The organism is Bradyrhizobium sp. IC4059 (genome assembly GCF_020193615.1).
In the GTDB taxonomy this organism is placed as follows: domain Bacteria; phylum Pseudomonadota; class Alphaproteobacteria; order Rhizobiales; family Xanthobacteraceae; genus Bradyrhizobium; species Bradyrhizobium yuanmingense.
The window spans coordinates 1,280,990-1,300,620 of record NZ_JADYVH010000001.1 but is presented as its reverse complement, the minus strand read 5'-3'; the positions used below and the strand labels follow the sequence as shown (position 1 = coordinate 1,300,620).

Genomic DNA, 19,631 nt, shown 5'->3' with positions numbered 1-19,631 from the left:
CCGGAGCCGCCGCTCGATTGCGCTGTCCCGGCCGAGTTGGTCCCGGGCGCCGACGACGTGCTCCCGGCCGCCCCGCCACCGGCGCTTCCTCCCCCGCCGCCACCACCTCCCTGCCCGAATGCCGCTCCGGCGGAGGCGGTCGCCAGCACGGCGAGCAGCACCAGACCTGTCCTGCTCATCGACTGTCTCTTGGTGCATCTGTTGAGGTCGAGCATCATCGATCCTGCTGGTAACCCTGGTTGGTCGTGTTCTGCTTGATGTTGCCGTGGCGGCCCTGGGTATCGAAATTCTCGCGGCCCGGCTCCCGTTCTGTCGGCTCGACGGCCGGATCGGAACCAGGTCCCTTGTTGCTCCGCTGTTCTTCGGGAACTGGAGGCATCTTTGACATGTCTGCTCCTGTGTCGATGGTTCGCAATGTCGAAATAGAACAATGAGTTGTCGCAGGGGTCGTTCCTGCGCCGATCGCCGCAGCGCGAGACAGGGAACACCGCGCCACGTGCCGGGTTGATCAGAGGGTGCTGCCGCAGCCCATCCTGCGAGCTCGACAGGGAAACTCTCGACGGGGAAACACATGCCAAAGGCGACTGAACCTGAAACCGATCCGCGAGAGACACCGCTCGACGATCCGCGCCGGAAGACCGATATGCCGACGCACCGGCAGACGGATAAGCCTTGGCAAGGCAATCCCGAGAAGGAACAGATCGATCCGGAACGGCCGCCGCTGGATCTGGAGCGGTGGCAGAAATCGAAGACGCACTAGGCGGCGGTCGCCGGCCTAGCGTCAGACCCTGTCGAGATCATGAATGACGGGCCGCAGCGGCCTGCCGGAATCGAGCTCCAGCGTTGCCAGCGTAATCGGCAGCTTGAAGCGTCGCTTCCCTGCGCTGCCTGGATTCAGATAAAGCACGCCGTTGACGGTGTCGATCCGCGCGCGGTGGGAATGCCCTGAGACCACGACATCGATCCCGAGCTCGGCAGGATCGATCGTCAGCTCGTTGAGGTCGTGCAGGACGTGGAAGCTGCGGCCGCCGAGGCGCAGCGTTTGTGTTTCGGGAAAGCGTTCAGCCCACGTGCCCCGGTCGACATTTCCCCTGATCGCGGTGACGGGTGCGATGCGGCAAAGCCCGTCCATCACCGCCTGGGCGCCGATGTCGCCGGCGTGGATGATGTGCGAGACGCCGGCGAGGCAGCGCTCCGCCTCGGGCCTCAGCAGTCCATGCGTGTCGGCGATCACCCCAATCATGAACGTCATGTCAGATCACCGCTTCAGTGCACTACATCCAGCGGCATCCGGCCGATTTCCTCACCATCCTCGTTCGTGACGAGGATCGAGAGGTGGCGGCCCTTAAGCTCGGGACGCTCCTCGAGCAGGCGCCGCGCAATCTGTTCGGCGACATCCAGAGCCTTGATGTCGTCCGGCAAATCGGCACCTCCCTCGTCGGCTACGGTTTCAGAATCCACCAAATCAAAATGATAGCGCGGCAACGTCTGATCCTCGGGTGTTCCCGCAGGAACGCGCGGTCTCGGGGCTTCGTTCCGGCGTCGGAGCCATCTGCGGTCCGGCGGGCGGGCATCCCCGTCGGTCCTCGGCGCGAGATTGCCGCCGACTCACGCGCGGCGCCGCCGCGTCCTCGCGCGGGGTCTGTAACGCCCCGCCCTCGATGCCGCGAATGCCAGGCCGGCAGCGATCCCGAGCACCACGAGCCCCTTGCTGAGCACAGCGGCCGGCGGAACCTGCTTCCGCACCAGCCAGCCGCCGTCGACGGACGTGCCCTGCGGACCCGCTTCGAGCAAGGTGCCTTCGTTCCTTGCTGCTGGACGCGCGCGCGACAGCAGCCAGCGGAATGCGGCTCCGATGACATTCTCGGTGATCTCAGGGGCAATCGCATAGGCCAGTTGCCCGGCGCGCGCCGGCCACCCCACGGCCACCTCGTCACGCGGCGCGCGGACGAGGCTCAGGAGGGTCTGGGCTACATCTTCGGATTGATAAAGCAGCGGGCCAGGATCGAGCCTTCGTCCGGAAACGTTGGCGCCGTGGACGAAGCCCGGCGTATCGATAATGGACGGAAAGACGCCACAGACGTGAATGTCGGGATGAGCCCGGAGCTCCTGACGCAAGCTTGCGGTGAAGCCGCGCAGGCCGAACTTGCTGGCGGTGTAGGCTGCGGCAAAGGGCGTCGGCGCCCAGCCGCCGAGCGAGATGTTGTTGATCAGGACACCGCGGTTCTGGCGAAGGAAGATCGGAAGCACCGCGAACGCACCATGCATGGTGCCGAGCAGATTGACCTCGATGGTCCGGCGATGAAGCGCGATGTCTGCATCCTGATAGGCCCCGAACACGCCCGTGCCGACGTTGTTGATCCAGACGTCGATGCCGCCGAAGGCCTCATCCGCCTCACCGGCCAGACGCTGCACCGCCTCCGCGTCAGTGACGTCGGTCGGCACGGCCAGGGCCCGGCCTCCGAGCGCCTCACAATCCGCAGCAAGCCGCATCAAGACCTCGCCGCGGCGTGCGGCGAGGACCACGCTTGCGCCCTCGCGGGCAAAGGCCAGCGCCGCGGCGCGGCCGATTCCACTGGAGGCGCCGGTGATGACGACGCGCGTGCCGACCATCTGCCCGTGCTCGCGTCCCGAGACGTCCGCGGGAAGCAGCCAGCGCAGGGATCGCCGCAGGCGTGCCGTTCCCTGTGTTTCGAACCAGTCGCCATGCGCAAAGATCACCCGCTCCGGAGCCAGCTTCACGAGCCGCTCGCCCGCAGCCCGCGCCGAACGGCCGCCGAGGCGGAGCAGCAGCCGCAGATAGACCGGGGCCTTCCCGTCCGGCTTGGCAATGCCGAGCAGGCTCGCCGCGGCTGTATTCGAGGCGCTGAGGTGGTGGGGATCGAGGTTCTGCACGATATCCGTCAGAACCAGCGTCCGGCTCCGCCTGTCGAACAGCTCGACCTCCGAGAACATCGGAGCATTCACCGACACCGTTTCGAGGTCGGCGGCCCATTCCTCCGGCGTCGTGTCTCCAAGCTCGCGATCGACGCGGAGGCCGGCCGCCCGCACCTGCCTGCGCGCCGCAAGGCCGCGCGCAGCAAAGATCGCGGCCTGCGGCAGCTGCCTTTGCCATTCTGGCAGGAACATCCAGTGCGCAATATTCGGCGCCAGCAGGTATCTGATCGTGCCCAGCCGCTCCAGCTCTTCGCGCAAAGCCGGCGAATATCTCACCGGCGAATGCAGCACGAGGTCGCCGTTCGACAGGCGGATGACAGTCATCCGCACGGGCAGTTGCAGGCCGGCGGCGTTGATCGGCTTGTCGTTCACGATCCAGATATCGTCGGTCACCTGCGACAGGCTGGCAGTCGACACACCGGCGTCGGAACTTTGCATGAGCGTCTTTCCATTGCGAGGGCGTTGCACCAAAGCGCGTGGGCGGCGCTCGTTCCTCATCAATGTCTTGGAAAGAACGTCTGGAAATCACATCGCCGCGGTCGTTCGACCTCCTTCGAGCCGCACCCGTAGCGCGTTGCGGGCGTCGGCGATGACATCGACCCAATCGCCCGGCCGTGTTTGATGAAACAGCCGCAGGCTCGGGTACCAGAACGAACGCGCACCGGATTGGGGCCAGCGCCAGTCGCAATCGGCATGCAGCAAGACCCAGGCCTCGCATCCCAGCGCGCCCGCAAGGTGTGCCACCATGGTGTCGACACATACGACGAGATCGAGCTGCCGCAGGCGATGGCCGAGAGCGACGATATCAGACGTGCTGATGTCCCGTGCCCCGATCGTCGCGAGCTCTTCGGTGCTCGTCCCGCGCTGAAGCGAATGGAGCGTCACGCCGGATCCAGCGAGATTGCGCAGCAAGACGGCCGGAACCTCCCGCCGCTTGTCCCACTCACCGACTTTCCAGACCAGGCCGACGGCCAGACTTTGCAGCCGAAGCGGTTGTACGGCAACAGGAGGGAGCATCAGGTAGGGAACGCGCATCTCGACCTGATCACGGCGCGCTCTGATAGCGTGCGGCACCTCCATGATCTCGATGTCGACCTCGAAAGCGCTCTCGGGTGCACCATCATGCAGCGGGATGGCGCGATCGACGCCCGCTACGCCCTCGACCATCGGCAGCAGCTCGGGTTGACACCACAGGGTGACGCTGCGCGCAATCGCGCGAAGCGGCTTCATGAAGCGCAGGAACTGGATGGTGTCGCCGAGCCCGTGATAGCAGCGCACCAGCACGTGCTTATCTTTCAGGTCCTCGCCGCGCCAGATCCGCTGGAGATGGCGCGGGCCAGTGTGCTTGGGCGGATGCGCGATCTCCAGCAAATCTCGATCGTTGATCCGCCAGGCGCGCCCAAAATCGCCCGCCCTGATCGCTTCCGTCCAGCCGCCCGCCATCTCGCGCGGTCGCTAATGTCGCACGAACTTGTGGAATCGACTGAGCTTGCCGTCCTTGGTTCGATCCTGATGCAGGAACGCGATGCCGGCTTCATCGAACTTCTCGAAGAACGCATCCCAGCTGATGCGATCCAACGCTTCATCCGGCGGATCGAAATCAATACGCAGGATTCCGGCGTGGCCACCCTCCTCCGTCGCCTTCACGGTCGCCGGCTTCCCGCCGCGTTCTTCGGCCCATTTCTGGATGACGTTGTGATCGGTGGTCTCGTGGGCTTCGCTGTTCTGTGCCTTGGATGTCATGTCACACCTCGTTCACTAGGCGGGCGATGAACGCCGCACCGCATCGAACCATTGGCCGACAAACGCGGGCCGCAGTGATTGGTTCTTCGCGGCAGATACGAAACGGTCCGCGTGAGGCGAGCATCATCTTCTTCATCTTCATCATGAAAGTCGTTCGTTCCGAGCTGGCGGTACGGGACTTTATCCCATGTTAAGCGCGTCGCATTTTGTCGCGATGAATCGGCCCACGGCGTGCCGCTCGCATCTCCTTCCCAGGAACGAACATACCTTCCACACGTTCGCCGACGTACTTACACCGACTCTTGCACCGACGCCGCATGCTTCCGGAGGGCTTCATTCCATGCATTCTCGTCTCCAACACAGGCGCCGCGTGCGCGTCGGACTCGTCGGCGTCGGCAATTGCGCGAGCTCCTTCGTCCAGGGCCTCACCTACTACCGGAACGCCAAGTCGAACGAGCCGGTCCCGGGACTGATGAATGCAGACCTCGGCGGTTACCATATCAGCGATATCCAGATCGCTTCGGCGTTCGACGTCAACGCCAACAAGGTCGGCCGCGACGTCGCCGATGCGATCTTCGCCCCGCCCAACAACACGCACCGTTTCTCCGACGTCGCGCCGACAGGCGTGATCGTGCAGCGCGGACCGGTCCTGGACGGCATCGGGCATTATCTCACCGACGACGTTCCGATTGCGGAGGTGCCGGAGGCCGACGTGTCCGAAGTGCTGGCGATGTCCCGCACCGACGTTCTGGTCTCCTATCTTCCGGTCGGCTCGCAGCGCGCCAGCGAATGGTATGCGGCGCGCGCCATCGAGGCCGGCTGCGGCTACGTCAATTGCATTCCGGTCTTCATCGCCTCCAATCCGGAGTGGCAGCGCCGCTTCGAGGAGGCGGGCCTGCCGATCGTCGGCGACGACATCAAGAGCCAGGTCGGTGCCACCATCCTGCATCGCGTGCTCGCCAATCTGTTCCGCGAGCGCGGGGTGCGGCTCGACCGCACTTACCAGCTCAATGTCGGCGGCAACACCGATTTCAAGAACATGCTCGAACGGGAGCGGCTGGCGTCGAAGAAGATCTCCAAGACCCAGGCCGTGACCAGCCAGTTCGACGTCCCCATGGACCCCGACAACATCCATGTCGGACCGAGCGACCACGTGCCGTGGCTCACCGATCGAAAGCTCGCCTTCATCCGCCTGGAGGGAACGACGTTCGGCGGCGTTCCCCTGAGCGCCGAGGTCAAGCTCGAGGTCTGGGACTCCCCGAATTCGGCGGGCGTCGTGATCGACGCGGTGCGCTGTGCCAAGCTCGCCATGGACCGCGGCCAGGCCGGAGCGCTCACCGGACCTTCCAGCTATTTCATGAAATCGCCGCCGCAGCAGTTCACCGACGAGGAGGCCGGACGGCGGACGCGCGCCTTCATCGACGACAAGGCGTTTGCGTGATGGCTGGGATCATCCATCTCGTCCGGCACGGGCATCATGCCCTGCTCGGCCGCATCCTGTGCGGCCGGATGAAAGGCGTCGCGCTCGACGATCTCGGCTGTGAGGAAATGGCGCGCTGTGCCGGCACCATCGCGGCGCGGCCATCGCTCATTCAGTCCAGCCCGCAACGGCGCTGTATGCAGTCGGCATGCATCCTCGCGGCGCATTTCAGGCTGCCGGTCGAGATCGTTCCTGCCCTCGACGAACTCGATTATGGCGAATGGACCGGACGATCGTTCGACGAGCTGGCGCCGGATCCCCGATGGTCGCGCTGGAATGGGCGACGCGGCACGAGCCGCCCGCCCGGCGGCGAGAGCATGCGGTCGCTTCAGAATCGGATGGTCGCTCATCTGGAGCAGCTGCGTGGCGATCGCAATCTCGACGCCGTGGTCCTCGTCAGCCACGCCGAGCCGATCCGCGCCGCGCTGCTGCACTATTCGCGCATGCCGCTCGATCAGTTTCTTTCGATCGAAATCGATCCTGCCAGCATCAGCACGCTCCGCGCCGACAGAAGCGGCATGAAGATCACCGGGATCAACCAGCGGGTGCCGGCGTGAAGATCGTCATCTTCGGCCTGACAATCTCCTCGTCCTGGGGCAATGGTCACGCCACCTTGTGGCGCGGCCTCTGCAAGCATCTCGCGCGTTCGGGGCACGGCGTCGTCTTCTTCGAGCGCGACGTGCCCTATTATGCCGGTGCCCGGGACCTCTACGAACTGCCGGGCGGCACGCTGCGGCTGTTCGCGAACTGGGACGATGTGCGGCAGGCGGCAAGCGCCGAAATCCGTGATGCCGACGTCGCGATCGTGACCTCCTATTGCCCCGATGCGATCGCCGCGACCGAGCTGATCCTCGCTGAGGGTCGTGGTGTTCCCGTGTTCTACGACCTCGATACTCCGGTCACGCTGGCAAGGCTCATCGCCGGCGAGGCTGTCCCCTATATCGGCCCGCGCGGCCTGCGGGACTTCGCGCTGGTGCTCAGCTTTACCGGAGGGCCTCACGTTGCGGACGAATTCCGCAACAGGCTCGGCGCGCGCGACACTCGGCCGCTTTATGGGCATGTCGACACAGACATCCACCATCCGGTTACGCCGCAGCCGCATTATCGCGCCGATTTGTCCTATCTCGGCACCTACTCCGAAGACCGCCAGCGCACGCTCGAGGCGCTTTTCGTCGCGCCTGCGCGGGCGCGCCAGGATCTCCGCTTCCTGATCGGCGGCGCGCAGTACCCGGACGATTTCCCATGGTCGCCCAACATTTATTTCGTGCGGCACCTGCCGCCGTCCGAGCACGCGCCGTTCTTTGCCTCATCGCGGCTGACCCTCAACGTCACCCGCCGGGCCATGGCGGAGATGGGCTGGTGCCCGTCCGGCCGACTGTTCGAGGCCGCGGCCTGCGGTGCCCCGCTGCTGAGCGACGACTGGCCCGGAATAGCGGACTTCTTCGCGCCCGGAGAAGAGATCCTGATCGCACGCGACGAGCACGACGCGCTTGCCGCACTCGCGATGCCGGATGCCGAGCTCAGGCGCATGGCCCTGCGCGCCTATGAGCGCACCATGGACCAGCACACATCCGACAAGCGGGCGCGTGAACTGATCTCGATGCTCGAGCAGATTGCGTCGAGCCGGGTCAGCCGGCAACAAATCGAGGAGGCCTGATCATGTGGGGCATCGTTCCGGCCGCGGGCCGCGGCAGCCGTATTCAGCCGCTCGCCTTCTCGAAGGAATTGCTGCCGGTCGGCAGCCGGCGCGACGACGGTACCGATCGTCCCTGCGCCGTCTCCGAATATCTGCTGGAGCGCCTCATCCTCGGCGGCGCCGACAAGATCTGCTTCGTGATCTCGCCCGGCAAGTCCGACATCCTCGAATATTTCGGCGACCATTACGGCAGCGCCGAGCTCGCCTATGTGGTGCAGCCCGAAGCCTCCGGCCTGTGCGACGCGGTGTTCAGGGCAAGCACCGTCGTCGGGCGGCACGAAGACGTCATCGTCGGCTTGCCCGACACGGTGTGGTTTCCCAAGGCGGCCCTGCAATCCCTGCCCGAGGCAGACCTCTCGTTCCTGCTGTTCCCGGTCGAGCACCCCGAATTCTTCGATGCGGTGGTGCTGGACGGCGAGCAGGTGACGGAGATCCAGGTCAAGCAGCCGAATGCAGCCTCGCGCTGGATCTGGGGTGCTTTCAAGATGTCGGCCCACGGCTTCCGCCAGCTCCAGGCGCTGTGGCACGCACGCGAACGCCGTGACGAATATTTCGGGACGCTGGTCAATGCCTATCTTTCGGCCGGCGGCAACGGCATCGGGGTCAAGGCCGGCGAATCCTACGTCGATGTCGGCACCATCGACGGCTATCGCACGGCAATGGCCCTGCTCGCCGAGGGCGTCGAGGGCCGTTCCAAGTCGCGGACCCGCGCCTCATCGGACGGGGCCCGGCCGGTCTCAATGAATAACGGAGCGATTGCATGACCAGAGGCGCCCTCTCCCGCGAGGAAATCCGCCAGCGCGTCGATGCGCTGGGGCCATGGTTTCACAATCTCGACCTCAAGGGCGTGCCGACAGCGCCGTCGCACTTTCTCGGCGACTACCCCAATGTGAAGTGGCAGCGCTTCTCCGGCATCATTCCGGACCGGCTCGAAGGCAAGACCGTGCTCGATATCGGCTGCAATGCCGGCTTCTACGCCATGGAGATGAAGCGGCGCGGCGCCGAACGCGTGCTCGGCCTCGACACCGACGAAGAATATCTGGCCCAGGCCCGCTTCGCGGCCGAGGTGAACGGGCTCAGGATCGAATTCCGCAAGATGTCGGCCTATGATGTCGGGCAGCTGCGCGAAAAGTTCGACCTCGTGATCTTCATGGGCGTGCTCTATCATCTGCGACACCCGCTGCTGGCTCTGGACCTGATCCATGAGCACGTCGCCGGCGATCTCCTCCTGTTTCAGTCGATGCTGCGCGGCGACAGCCGGGTCGATGCGATCGAGAAGAATTACGACTTCTGGACTACCGATCAGTTCGATTCCTCCGGCTACCCGAAGCTGCACTTCATCGAGCACAAATATGCCGACGACCCCACCAATTGGTGGGTGCCCAATCGCGCCTGCGTCGAGGCCATGCTGCGCAGCGCCGGCTTTGCCATCGCGGCCCATCCGGAAGAGGAGGTCTATCTGTGCAAGCGCACGACTCGGCCGCAGGTCGACGGGCCGGTTTATCCGTCACGGGAGGCGAGCCGATGATCGAGGCGGCCAAGATCTGGAACGAGCCCAACAACAAGTCGCATTGGGACCTCCTGATCGACCCGGACTGGGCGATGTTTGCCAACCTGGCGCTCGCGGCCGGCAAGGCCATCCGCGGCGCGCATCCGACCTTGCCGCGCGTGCTCGGCGGCATTTCGCCGATCGACCCGTCCTTCATGCGCAGCATGCAGGCGCGTGGCGTGCTCGATCACGTCGACGCCGTCGCCGTGCACGGCTTTCCGCTCGACTGGAATTTATGGCAGATCGGAGAATGGCCGGCCAAGATCGAGGAGATCAAGGCTGTTACCTCGCTCCCGGTCTGGGTGACCGAGGTCGGCGTCTCCTCGTTCGGCGCCGAGGAGGTGCAAGCCTGGGGCCTGTCGCGCACCGCCGACCTTCTGATCGGCCGCGCGCCGCGCATCCACTGGTACAGCCTCTATGATCTCCCTTCGGCCTGGGAGGCGACCACGCGGCACAAGGAGGCCGAGGGGTCCTCCTATTACCGGCATTTCCACATGGGCCTGCTGCGCGAGGATGGAACGCCGAAAGCCGCAGCGGAGCTGTTCGGCCAATACGCCGCCGACATGGGCCTCTGCCAGTGGTTTCATTTCGAGGACCATCGTCTTGATAACGCCGTGCGCTGGATGCGCCGCTTCGGCGTGAGGCACTTGCGGACCGGCCTGTCATGGGCCGACAGCTTCCGTCCCAACGCGCTGGACTGGTTCGACCGCCAGATGGATGCACTGGCCGAGTTCGATGTCACCGTGACGTTCTGCTTCACGCCGGAACACCGCGGTCTCGAACCGCATCATACCAGCCCGCCGCTCGACGTGAACGAGTTCGCCGATTTCTGCGCGCAGATGGTCGAGCGCTACTGCACGAAGACCGGTCTCGCCTCCTCTAGTGGCATCTCCCCGCCGATCAGGGAGCCGACATGCGTGCCCTGATCCTGGTGATGGATTCCGTCGGAATCGGCGCCGCGCCCGACGCCGCCAATTACGGCGACGAAGGTGCCGACACCATCGGCCACATTGCGGATGCATGCATGGCCGGGCGTGCCAATAGTCCGCAGCGGGAGGGGCCGCTGTGCCTGCCAAATCTCGTGGTGCTCGGCCTCGGCGAGGCCTGCCGCCTTGCGACGGGGCGCGTCCCGCCCGGGCTCGACGGCCGGGTTCAGGGTGCGCGCCATGGATGCGCCAGCGAGATATCGAGGGGCAAGGACACGCCATCCGGCCATTGGGAGATCGCCGGCGTGCCTGTCGCGTTCGACTGGGGCTATTTTCCAAAGATCCAGCCCTGCTTCCCGCGCGATCTCGTAACAAAGCTGTGCGAACAAGCCGGACTGCCCGGCATCCTCGGCAACTGCCACGCCTCCGGCACCGACATCATCGCCGAATTCGGCGAGCGCCACATGCGCAGCGGCGAGCCGATCTGCTACACCTCGGCCGACAGCGTGTTCCAGATCGCGGCGCACGAGGAGACGTTCGGGCTTGAGCGGCTTTACGACGTTTGCACGATCGCGAGACGGCTGGTCGATCCCCTAAACATCGGCCGCGTCATCGCGCGTCCGTTCGTCGGAACGGACGCAGGCAATTTCAAGCGCAGCTCGCACCGGCGCGATTTCTCGGTTCCGCCGCCCGAGCGAACCATCCTCGACCTTGCAGAAACTGCCGGCCGCGACATCGTCACGATCGGCAAGATCGACGACATCTTCGCTCATCGCGGCACCGGGAGAAACCTGCGCGGCGACGGCAATGCAGCGCTGTTCGATGCCACGCTCGATGGGCTTGGAGGCCTTGCAGAAGGCGGGCTTTTGTTCGCCAACTTCATCGATTTCGACACGCTCTACGGCCACCGCCGCGACGTCGCCGGCTACGCAGCGGCGCTCGAAGCTTTCGACGCCCGCCTCCCCGAGCTGCTGAGCCGGCTGCGAAGCGACGATCTCCTCATCATCACCGCCGATCATGGCTGCGATCCGACCTGGAGCGGCACCGATCATACGCGCGAGCAGGTCCCGATCCTGGCGTGGACCGCGCAGTCAACGGCTCCGATCGGCCGACGCGCCGGCTTTGCCGATATCGGCGCGACGGTTGCAAGACATCTCGACCTGCCGGCGCCACTTCATGGCGCGCATTTCTAGCCGGGATTCTAGCTGGGATTCACTTGGGTTATTGATCCAGGTTAGAGAAATTTTCGTTTGTAGGTTTCGCAGGAACGAACATTCCTTGCACCGCTTCTAACTCCCAGACGTGACTGGCGCGCAGGTCGCCCGACCAAGCAAAGGCGCGCTTCAACTCTCATCATCGGCTGGTCCGAACGGATCGGTCCCATGCGGCACGGAGCGGTGAATGACGCGAGTATTGATTACCGGAGGCGCGGGATTCATCGGTTCGCATACGGCCGACGTGCTGCTTGCGGCTGGCTATGAGGTCCGCCTTCTCGACAATCTCTCTCCGCAGGTCCATGGCGGCAACCGTCAGCGGCCCGCTTATCTCGCGGACGATGCCGAGCTCGTGGTCGGCGACGTCACGGACAGCGTCGCCGTCGAACAGGCCTTGCGCGGCGCCGACATGGTCCTGCATCTCGCCTCCGCCGTCGGCGTCGGCCAGAGCATGTACGACATCGAGCCCTATGTCAGGACGAACGAGCTCGGCACCGCCGTGCTGCTGCAGGCGCTGGCGAAGCGACCGGTCGCACGGCTGGTGGTGGCGTCCTCGATGAGCATCTACGGCGAGGGCCTGTATCGTGATGCCGTCGGCAACGTCGTGGCTTGCGACGAACGACCGATCGGGCAGCTTCGCCAAGGAGAGTGGGAACTGCGGGATCATGCAGGCCATGCGCTCGATCCCGTGCCTACGCCTGAGACCAAGCAGCCGTCTTTGAGCTCGATCTACGCGCTGAACAAATATGCGCAGGAGCGGATGTGCCTGATCACGGGCAAGGCCTACGGCATTCCGACGGTCGGCTTGCGCTTCTTCAACGTGTTCGGTCCGCGGCAAGCGCTGTCGAATCCCTATACCGGGGTGCTGGCCATCTTCGCCGCGCGGCTGCTCAATGGCCGGCCGCCGCTCGTCTTCGAAGACGGCCTGCAGCGGCGCGACTTCGTCCACGTGCACGATGTCGCCCGCGCCTGCCGCATGGCGCTCGAATCCGACCACGCCCAGGACGTCTTCAACGTCGGCTCGGGCCAGAGCCGCACCATTCTGTCGGTAGCCGAGGATCTTGCCCAGGTGATGGGACGGTGCGAGATCGCTGCCGAGATCACACGGAAATACCGTGCTGGCGACATCCGGCACTGCTTCGCCGACATCGGCAAATCACGCGACCTGCTCGGCTTCGAGCCGCATGTCGCGTTCAAGGACGGGCTCGAAGAGCTCGCCGGGTACCTCGCCGACCAGATCGCCGACGATCAGGCGGAGCGGGCGACCCGTGAGCTGCTGCAACGAGGGTTGGTCGCGTGATGAGTGAACAAGACAACAGACCCGTCCTGGTCACCGGCGGCTGCGGCTTCATCGGCTGCAATCTCGCCGACCGTCTCGCCGAACGCGGCGACCGCGTGCTGGTGCTGGACAATCTCGCCCGCGCCGGCGTGCGCGAGAACGCGCAATGGCTGAAATCCCGGCATGGCGAGCGCGTCGCGATCACGGTGGCGGATATCCGCGACCCCATTTCGGTGATCGACGCCGTGCGCGAGGCACGCGCCGTGCTGCACCTCGCGGCCCAGGTCGCCGTCACCGACAGCGTCAGCGATCCCTCGGCCGATTTCGAGATCAACGCCCGTGGCACGCTGAACGTGCTCGAAGCCGTCCGCCTGCACAACGCCTCGGCCCCGGTGATCTTCGCCTCGACCAACAAGGTCTACGGGCGCCTGATCGAGGACAGCGAGATCGCGCTCACCGGCCGTCGCTACACGCCGGTCAACGATCTGCTCGCCGGCGGCATTTCGGAGAACGCCCCGCTCGATTTCTACAGCCCCTATGGTTGCTCCAAGGGCACCGCCGATCAATACGTCCACGATTATGCCCGGGTGTTCGGGCTGCAGACCGTGGTGATGCGCATGAGCTGCATCTACGGGCCGCGGCAGTTCGGCACCGAGGACCAGGGCTGGATCGCACACTTCCTGCTCAGCGCCATAAGCGGCAATCCGCTGACGATCTATGGCGACGGCAAGCAGGTCCGCGACGCGCTGCACGTGTCGGACGCGGTGAGCGCCTGGCTCGCGGCGCTCGACCACATCGCGCTGGCGCGCGGGCGCGTCTTCAATCTCGGCGGCGGTCCGGCGAATGCGATCAGCCTGCTCGAGTTGATCGACCGCATCACCGAGCTGACGGGCCGCAAGGTCAGCTATCGCTTTGCAGACTGGCGACCGGGCGATCAGCCCTGGTACGTGACCGACACGCGGGCGCTCGCCACCGCGCTCGGCTGGACGCCGCAAATGCCTCTCGCCGATGGCCTGCGCTCGCTCCACACCTGGCTCGACAGCCGCTTCGGATCACAGGACAGAAGCGAGGCTCTGGCATGACGCGGGTCGCCCTCATCAATCCGAACTGGGACTTTTCGGGCAGCATCTATTTCGGCTGCCGCTCGCCTCACCTGGCGCTCGAGCTCGGCATCTCCCAGCACTACCTAAAGGCGGCCGGCCACGACACGTTGCTGCTCGATGCGCATATGTTCGATCTCTCCCTCCGCGACATCGAGGCCGAGCTGCGCGCCTTTCGTCCCGGCCAGATCGTCTTCACCACCGCACCGACCTATCTGTTCTGGCGCTGCGCGCCGCCCGAGCTGCGCGTGCCGCAGCAACTCGCCATCGCGGTGCGGGATCTTGCGCCGACCCTGATCGCGGTCGGCCCGCATGGTTCGAGTACGCCGAAGACCGCCCTGAGGAAGCTTGGCGTCGATATCGTCGTGATGGGCGAGTGCGAGGCGTCCCTGCTGCGTCTCGCCAATGGCGAACGAGACTTCCCCGGCCTGTGCTTCGCCGACGGTGCTTCGCTCCGGGTCAATGGCGGACCCCAGGCGGTCGCGTTCAGCGATCAGCCCGCGCTCGACTGGCCGGAGGATATGATCCGGCGTCACCATCACCATCATCACCGCTTCGAGGCCGCGCCGACCGCACCGGGCGCCGAGGTGGAGGCCTCGCGCGGCTGCCCCTACAACTGCACGTTCTGCGCCAAGGAGAATTTCCGCAACGCCTATCGCAAGCGGCCGCCCGCCGTCATTCTCGACGAGATCGATCGTCTGCGCCGCCATGGCATCGAGTACGTCTACTTCATCGACGAGATCTTTCTTCCCAATCGCGAACTTTTGGAAGGCTTGACGACGCGCGGGCTGAAGTTCGGCGTGCAGACGCGGATCGACCTCTGGAAGCCCGACATGCTCGCCCTGCTCGGGCGCGCCGGCTGCGTCTCGATCGAAGCCGGCATCGAGAGCCTCACCGTGGAAGGGCGCGCGGCCCTCGCCAAGAATTGCAAGATGACGACGGATCAGCTCGCCGACCGGCTGGTCGAAGCTCGCCGCCACGTCCCCTTCGTGCAGGCCAATTTGATCGAGGTGCCCGAGGACGACGATCCCGTGGTGCAGCGCTGGCGCCGCAGCATGCAGGATGCCGGCGTCTGGGCCAACGATCCCGTGCCGCTCTACCCCTATCCCGGCTCTCCCGACTACCGCAAGCTCTGGGGCGAGCCCGACGATGTCGCCTGGGAGCGCGCACACCGGCACTATCTCGCGATGTTCGACCAGTTCAGCGACGTGCAGAACGGTCGCCCGGTGCCACTCGACAGCCTCGAACTCCAGGTGGCCTCATGAACCGTGGCGCCGACATCAGGATCATGATGACGACCGACACGGTTGGCGGCGTGTGGACCTATTCCTGCGCCCTCGCCACAAGTCTCGCTGCGTCCGGGGCCGACGTCACGCTGGTGACGCTGGGCCCGCGGGCGCGCGTCGATCAGCGTCAGATGCTGCACGAGACCAGCGTTCACCTGATCGAGACGGATCTCGCACTCGAATGGCAGGACCCGGAGGGCCAAAACGTTTCCGACGCAAGGCGCGTGCTTGCGAAGCTCGAAGCCAGATTGATGCCCGACGTTGTGCATCTCAACAGCTTTCGCGAGGCGACCTTTGCATGGCAGGCCCCGACCGTGCTGGTGGCGCATTCGTGCGTGAACTCCTGGGCCTTGGCCTGCCGCGATACGGCCTGGCTTGGCGAGCCCAGATGGCGCCGCTACAGCGAGCGGGTCGCCGCTGCGCTCGACGCGGCGCAGGCCTGGGTCTGTCCGAGCCGGGCCTTCCACGACGACATCACGGCGATCTACCAGCCGCAATCGCGCGGCGCGGTGATCTGGAACGGAATTTCGCCACGCGCCCCGTCTGGGCGAAAGCAGGACCTGATTTTCGCGGCAGGACGGCTGTGGGACCGAGCCAAGAACATCGAAGCGCTCGCCGCCGCCGCGCCTGGGCTGGATTGGCCGGTCGATGTGGCCGGTCCTATCGAAGCACGCCTGCCAGCGGGTATCACCTGGCTCGGAGAGCTGCCGCACGCGGCGCTGGAGACGCGCCTGCAGCATGCAGCGATCTTCGTCAGCCCCGCACTCTATGAACCGTTCGGTCTCTCGGTGCTGGAAGCCGCCGCCGCCGGCTGCGCGCTGGTCCTCTCTGACATCCCGACCTTCAGGGAATTGTGGCGCGGCGCCGCCTTGTTCGTCGATCCCGCCGACAGCGAGGCGCTGCACCGGGCTCTGGCAGATCTTTGCGCTGACGAGATGGGCCGCGCAAAGCTGCAGCGGGCCGCCTATGAGCAATCCCTGACCTATTCGCTGACGCGCATGACGAGCGCCTATCTCGGTCTCTACCAGGATCTGATCGCATCGCGCCGGACGAGCGCCGCGGCCAGCCAAATCGAGGTGCGCGCATGAAATGCGTCCTGTTCTATCATGCCTTCACCTCCTGCTGGAACAACGGCAACGCGCATTTCCTGCGTGGCTATGCGCGCGAGCTCCATGCGCTCGGGCACGAGGTGGTCGTGTTCGAGCCCATCGACGGCTGGAGCCGCCTGAACGCCATCCGCGAAGGAGGGAGTCATGCGATGGAGGACATTCCAGCCCTCTTCCCCGGCATCGACATCCGCCGCTACGACACCAGCCTCGATCTCGAGCGGGCGCTTGATGGCGCGGATCTCGTCATCGTGCATGAATGGAATTCGCCCGATCTCATCGCGCAGATCGGGCGCAGGCGGGTGCAAGGCGGGTCCTTCACCCTGCTCTTTCACGATACCCATCACCGTGCGGTCAGCGCGCCCGACGAGCTTGCGCAATTCGATCTCGACGGATTCGACGGCGTGCTCGCCTTCGGCGAGGTGCTTCGGCAGATCTATCTGAAGCTCGGCTGGGCAGACCGGGTCTTCACATGGCACGAGGCAGCGGACGTTGCGCTGTATCACCCGTTGCCCCAGGTCGAGCGGACCGACGATCTGGTCTGGATCGGCAATTGGGGCGACGGCGAGCGCAGCGCCGAGCTGAACGAGTTCCTGGTCGAGCCCGTGGCGGAGATGAAGCTCCGCGCCAGCGTCCATGGCGTGCGCTATTCGGATGATGCGCTCCGCACCATCAGGAGCGCAGGCATCCGCTATGGCGGCTGGCTGCCGGCGCACTGGGCCCCCGTCGCCTTCGCGGGCGCGCGCGCGACCATCCATGTGCCGCGCGGGCCTTACGTCGCCCTGCTTCCGGGCATCCCGACCATCCGCGTCTTCGAGGCGCTGGCCTGCGGCATTCCCCTGGTCTCGGCACCCTGGTCGGATGAGGAAGGCCTGTTCCCCGAGGGCGCTTATCTCAGCGTTGGCGATGGCCAACAGATGAAGCATGCGCTTCGGTCCGTCATCGACGATCCGGAATTCTCTGCCGCGATGGTGGAGACCGGCCTGAAGGTCATCAGGGATCGTCATACCTGCCGCCACCGCGCCGAGCAGCTCATCGACATCGTCACCGACCTCAGGGATTCCAGCCGTTCGGCACGGCCTCAGCACGACATCGGAGCCGTCGCATGAAGATCTGCTTCTTCGGATCCAGCCTCGTCTCGTCCTACTGGAACGGCGCCGCCACCTACTATCGCGGCATGCTGAAGGAGATCGCGGCGCTCGGCCACGAGGTCACCTTCTACGAGCCCGACGCGTTCGACCGCCAGTCGCATCGCGACATCGACGAGCCGGATTGGGCCAAAGTGGTCGTGTATCCCGCGACCGCGGACGGCTGGCGCCGCTCGCTCGACACAGCCGCACAATCGGCCGACATGCTGGTCAAGGCCAGCGGCGTCGGCGTCTTTGATCTCGAGCTGGAGAACGCCGTCGCCGCGCTGCCCTCACGGCTGACGCGGATCTATTGGGACGTCGATGCTCCCGCCACGCTCGAGGCGATGGAAAGCGATCCGCAGCATCATCTGCGCCGCGCGATCCCGTGCTACGATATGGTCCTGACCTATGGCGGCGGCGAGCCCGTCGTATCCGCGTATCGATCGGTGGGCGCGCGGGACTGCGTGCCGATCTACAACGCACTCGATCCCTCCACGCATTTTCCGTCACCGCCCAATCCGCGCTTTGCCTGCGATCTCAGCCTGCTGGCGAACCGCCTGCCCGACCGCGAGACGCGCGTCGAGCATTTCTTCCTCGACGTTGCACGCCATCTGCCCGAAAAGTCCTTCGTGCTCGGCGGCTCCGGCTGGGACGACAAGGACGCCTCCGCCAATCTGCGCAAGGTCGGCCATGTCGGCACCGCCGATCACAACGCGTTCTTCGGCTCCGCGCTCGCCACGCTCAACGTCAATCGCGACAGCATGGCGCGCTATGGCTTCTCACCGCCGACGCGGGTGTTCGAAGCGATCGGCGCCGGCGCCTGCCTGATCACCGACGAGTGGGCCGGCATCGATCATTTCCTCGAACCCGGCCGCGAGGTGCTGGTGGCCGCCGACGGAGCCGAGGTGGCCGAGCACCTCACCGCGCTCGATCCCGAGCGGGCCCGGTCTATCGCCCGCCGCGCCCGCGCACGCATCCTCAGCCAGCACACTTACCGGCAGCGCGCCCGCCAGTTCAACGATCTCTTCGTCGCCCACAGCTCCCGAATCGAGGCAGCAGAATGAACCTCTCCATCGTCGTCATCGGTCTTTCGGTCACTTCGTCCTGGGGCAACGGTCATGCCACGACCTACCGCGCCCTGATCGAAGCGCTGGCGCGACGAGGTCACCGCGTCACGTTCCTGGAGCGGGACGTGCCCTGGTATCGGGATCACCGCGACCTGACCAAGCCCTCTGCCTGGACTGTCGAATTGTACCATTCTTCGAAAGATGTTCCGCGCCAGTTCGGCAAGCTGATCCGCGATGCCGATCTGGTGATCATCGGCTCTTATGTTCCTGACGGGATCGCGCTCGCCGAATGGACCACGACGCACGCGAGGGGCATCACCGCGTTCTACGACATCGACACGCCAGTCACTCTGGCGCGGCTCGAGCAAGGCCTCGACTATCTCTCGGCGGCCATGATCCCGCGCTTCGATCTCTATCTGTCGTTCACCGGCGGACCGGTGCCCGGCCTGATCGAGCAGAGCTACGGCAGTCCGCTCGCGCGTGTGCTTTACTGCAGCGCAGACGCGGAGATCTACGCGCCGAAGCAGGCGCCGCCGAAATGGGCGCTCGGCTATCTCGGGACCTACAGCGAGGACCGGCAGCCCGTTCTCGAGGAGCTGCTGCTGGCACCGGCGCGCACGCTGCCGAGCGATCAATTCGTCGTCGCCGGCGCGCAATATCCGGACAATATCGCCTGGCCCGCCAACGTTACGCGGATCGAGCACCTCTCGCCGAAGCAGCACCCGGAGTTCTACGCGGCGCAGCGTTTCACGCTGAACGCCACCCGCGCCGACATGAAGGCGCTGGGCTTCTCCCCGAGCGTCCGGCTGTTCGAGGCCGCCGCCTGCGGCACGCCCGTGATCTCGGACCGCTGGCCGGGGATCGAGACGATCTTCGCGCCCTCGAAGGAAATCCTGCTGGCAGCCAGCCCGCGCGAGGTCGTCGAGATCCTGCGCGACATGCCGGAAGAGCAACGGCGCACGATCGCCCACAACGCGCGGCGGCGGGTTCTCGCCGATCACACGCCCGACCATCGCGCACGGCAACTGGAGACCTATTACGCCGAGGCAGCCGCGCGGCGCCGCCGCAAGACGGCGCCACTCCCTGTCGTTCGTCCCATGCAGGTCGCCCAACTTTGA

The 19,631-nt window shown here is 65.5% G+C and carries 21 protein-coding genes; 15 read left to right on the top strand and 6 right to left on the bottom strand.

What is annotated here, in order from left to right; all coding sequences use genetic code 11:
- Nucleotides 1-214: 214 nt before the first annotated feature.
- Nucleotides 215-388 carry a hypothetical protein gene (locus I6F12_RS05980; RefSeq protein WP_192893250.1) on the bottom strand — a complete coding sequence of 58 codons (174 nt, stop codon included), beginning with the start codon at nucleotides 386-388 and terminating at the stop codon, nucleotides 215-217.
- A gap of 183 nt (nucleotides 389-571) precedes the next feature.
- Between I6F12_RS05980 and I6F12_RS05975 the strand changes: the two genes are divergently transcribed.
- A complete protein-coding gene (locus I6F12_RS05975) occupies nucleotides 572-760 on the top strand; it encodes a hypothetical protein (protein ID WP_036005037.1) in 189 nt (62 codons plus the stop codon).
- Nucleotides 761-781: 21 nt separating this feature from the next.
- Here the strand turns inward: I6F12_RS05975 and I6F12_RS05970 are convergent, their stop codons facing one another.
- The 5 genes from I6F12_RS05970 to I6F12_RS05950 form a co-directional block, all read right to left on the bottom strand.
- Nucleotides 782-1,252, bottom strand: coding sequence for a metallophosphoesterase family protein (locus I6F12_RS05970; RefSeq protein ID WP_225155723.1), 471 nt, complete (start codon nucleotides 1,250-1,252; stop codon nucleotides 782-784).
- Nucleotides 1,253-1,266: 14 nt separating this feature from the next.
- Nucleotides 1,267-1,485, bottom strand: coding sequence for a hypothetical protein (locus I6F12_RS05965; protein WP_225155722.1), 219 nt, complete (start codon nucleotides 1,483-1,485; stop codon nucleotides 1,267-1,269).
- Nucleotides 1,486-1,608: 123 nt separating this feature from the next.
- Nucleotides 1,609-3,375 carry an SDR family oxidoreductase gene (locus I6F12_RS05960; RefSeq protein ID WP_225155721.1) on the bottom strand — a complete coding sequence of 589 codons (1,767 nt, stop codon included), beginning with the start codon at nucleotides 3,373-3,375 and terminating at the stop codon, nucleotides 1,609-1,611.
- Between the two features lie 87 nt (nucleotides 3,376-3,462).
- On the bottom strand, nucleotides 3,463-4,308 hold the full coding sequence (locus tag I6F12_RS05955; RefSeq protein ID WP_225155720.1) for a hypothetical protein: 846 nt from the start codon (nucleotides 4,306-4,308) through the stop codon (nucleotides 3,463-3,465).
- 84 nt (nucleotides 4,309-4,392) lie between these two features.
- On the bottom strand, nucleotides 4,393-4,680 hold the full coding sequence (locus I6F12_RS05950; RefSeq protein WP_057029924.1) for a hypothetical protein: 288 nt from the start codon (nucleotides 4,678-4,680) through the stop codon (nucleotides 4,393-4,395).
- Between the two features lie 340 nt (nucleotides 4,681-5,020).
- On the opposite strand from I6F12_RS05950, the gene I6F12_RS05945 reads away from it, so the two are divergent.
- The 14 genes from I6F12_RS05945 to I6F12_RS05880 all read left to right on the top strand — a co-directional run bounded on the left by I6F12_RS05945 (nucleotide 5,021) and on the right by I6F12_RS05880 (nucleotide 19,631).
- Nucleotides 5,021-6,121 (top strand): inositol-3-phosphate synthase, encoded by a 1,101-nt coding sequence (locus tag I6F12_RS05945; RefSeq protein ID WP_225145873.1) that lies wholly within the window; start codon nucleotides 5,021-5,023, stop codon nucleotides 6,119-6,121.
- Nucleotides 6,121-6,717: a histidine phosphatase family protein gene (locus I6F12_RS05940; protein ID WP_225155719.1), complete on the top strand. Its 597-nt coding sequence runs from the start codon at nucleotides 6,121-6,123 to the stop codon at nucleotides 6,715-6,717. The genes I6F12_RS05945 and I6F12_RS05940 overlap by 1 nt, the downstream gene beginning before the upstream one ends.
- Nucleotides 6,714-7,817 (top strand): glycosyltransferase, encoded by a 1,104-nt coding sequence (locus tag I6F12_RS05935; RefSeq protein WP_225155718.1) that lies wholly within the window; start codon nucleotides 6,714-6,716, stop codon nucleotides 7,815-7,817. Before I6F12_RS05940 ends, I6F12_RS05935 begins: the two co-directional genes overlap by 4 nt.
- Before the next feature lie 2 nt (nucleotides 7,818-7,819).
- On the top strand, nucleotides 7,820-8,620 hold the full coding sequence (locus tag I6F12_RS05930) for a sugar phosphate nucleotidyltransferase (protein ID WP_225155717.1): 801 nt from the start codon (nucleotides 7,820-7,822) through the stop codon (nucleotides 8,618-8,620).
- The gene (locus I6F12_RS05925; RefSeq protein WP_074448197.1) at nucleotides 8,617-9,384 is read left to right on the top strand and encodes a TIGR04290 family methyltransferase; all 768 of its coding nucleotides are present in this window, start codon (nucleotides 8,617-8,619) and stop codon (nucleotides 9,382-9,384) included. The genes I6F12_RS05930 and I6F12_RS05925 overlap by 4 nt, the downstream gene beginning before the upstream one ends.
- Nucleotides 9,381-10,331 carry a beta-xylosidase gene (locus tag I6F12_RS05920; RefSeq protein ID WP_225155716.1) on the top strand — a complete coding sequence of 317 codons (951 nt, stop codon included), beginning with the start codon at nucleotides 9,381-9,383 and terminating at the stop codon, nucleotides 10,329-10,331. The genes I6F12_RS05925 and I6F12_RS05920 overlap by 4 nt, the downstream gene beginning before the upstream one ends.
- The gene (locus I6F12_RS05915; RefSeq protein WP_225128989.1) at nucleotides 10,319-11,524 is read left to right on the top strand and encodes a phosphopentomutase; all 1,206 of its coding nucleotides are present in this window, start codon (nucleotides 10,319-10,321) and stop codon (nucleotides 11,522-11,524) included. Before I6F12_RS05920 ends, I6F12_RS05915 begins: the two co-directional genes overlap by 13 nt.
- 208 nt (nucleotides 11,525-11,732) lie before the next feature.
- A complete protein-coding gene (locus tag I6F12_RS05910) occupies nucleotides 11,733-12,845 on the top strand; it encodes an NAD-dependent epimerase/dehydratase family protein (RefSeq protein WP_036023669.1) in 1,113 nt (370 codons plus the stop codon).
- A complete protein-coding gene (locus I6F12_RS05905; RefSeq protein WP_225155715.1) occupies nucleotides 12,845-13,906 on the top strand; it encodes an SDR family NAD(P)-dependent oxidoreductase in 1,062 nt (353 codons plus the stop codon). The genes I6F12_RS05910 and I6F12_RS05905 overlap by 1 nt, the downstream gene beginning before the upstream one ends.
- On the top strand, nucleotides 13,903-15,189 hold the full coding sequence (locus I6F12_RS05900) for a TIGR04295 family B12-binding domain-containing radical SAM protein (protein ID WP_225155714.1): 1,287 nt from the start codon (nucleotides 13,903-13,905) through the stop codon (nucleotides 15,187-15,189). The genes I6F12_RS05905 and I6F12_RS05900 overlap by 4 nt, the downstream gene beginning before the upstream one ends.
- Nucleotides 15,186-16,298 (top strand): glycosyltransferase family 4 protein, encoded by a 1,113-nt coding sequence (locus I6F12_RS05895; protein WP_225155713.1) that lies wholly within the window; start codon nucleotides 15,186-15,188, stop codon nucleotides 16,296-16,298. The genes I6F12_RS05900 and I6F12_RS05895 overlap by 4 nt, the downstream gene beginning before the upstream one ends.
- Nucleotides 16,295-17,425 carry a glycosyltransferase gene (locus tag I6F12_RS05890; protein ID WP_225149763.1) on the top strand — a complete coding sequence of 377 codons (1,131 nt, stop codon included), beginning with the start codon at nucleotides 16,295-16,297 and terminating at the stop codon, nucleotides 17,423-17,425. The genes I6F12_RS05895 and I6F12_RS05890 overlap by 4 nt, the downstream gene beginning before the upstream one ends.
- The gene (locus I6F12_RS05885) at nucleotides 17,422-18,510 is read left to right on the top strand and encodes a glycosyltransferase (protein WP_225155712.1); all 1,089 of its coding nucleotides are present in this window, start codon (nucleotides 17,422-17,424) and stop codon (nucleotides 18,508-18,510) included. The genes I6F12_RS05890 and I6F12_RS05885 overlap by 4 nt, the downstream gene beginning before the upstream one ends.
- Nucleotides 18,507-19,631 carry a glycosyltransferase gene (locus tag I6F12_RS05880; protein ID WP_057029936.1) on the top strand — a complete coding sequence of 375 codons (1,125 nt, stop codon included), beginning with the start codon at nucleotides 18,507-18,509 and terminating at the stop codon, nucleotides 19,629-19,631. The genes I6F12_RS05885 and I6F12_RS05880 overlap by 4 nt, the downstream gene beginning before the upstream one ends.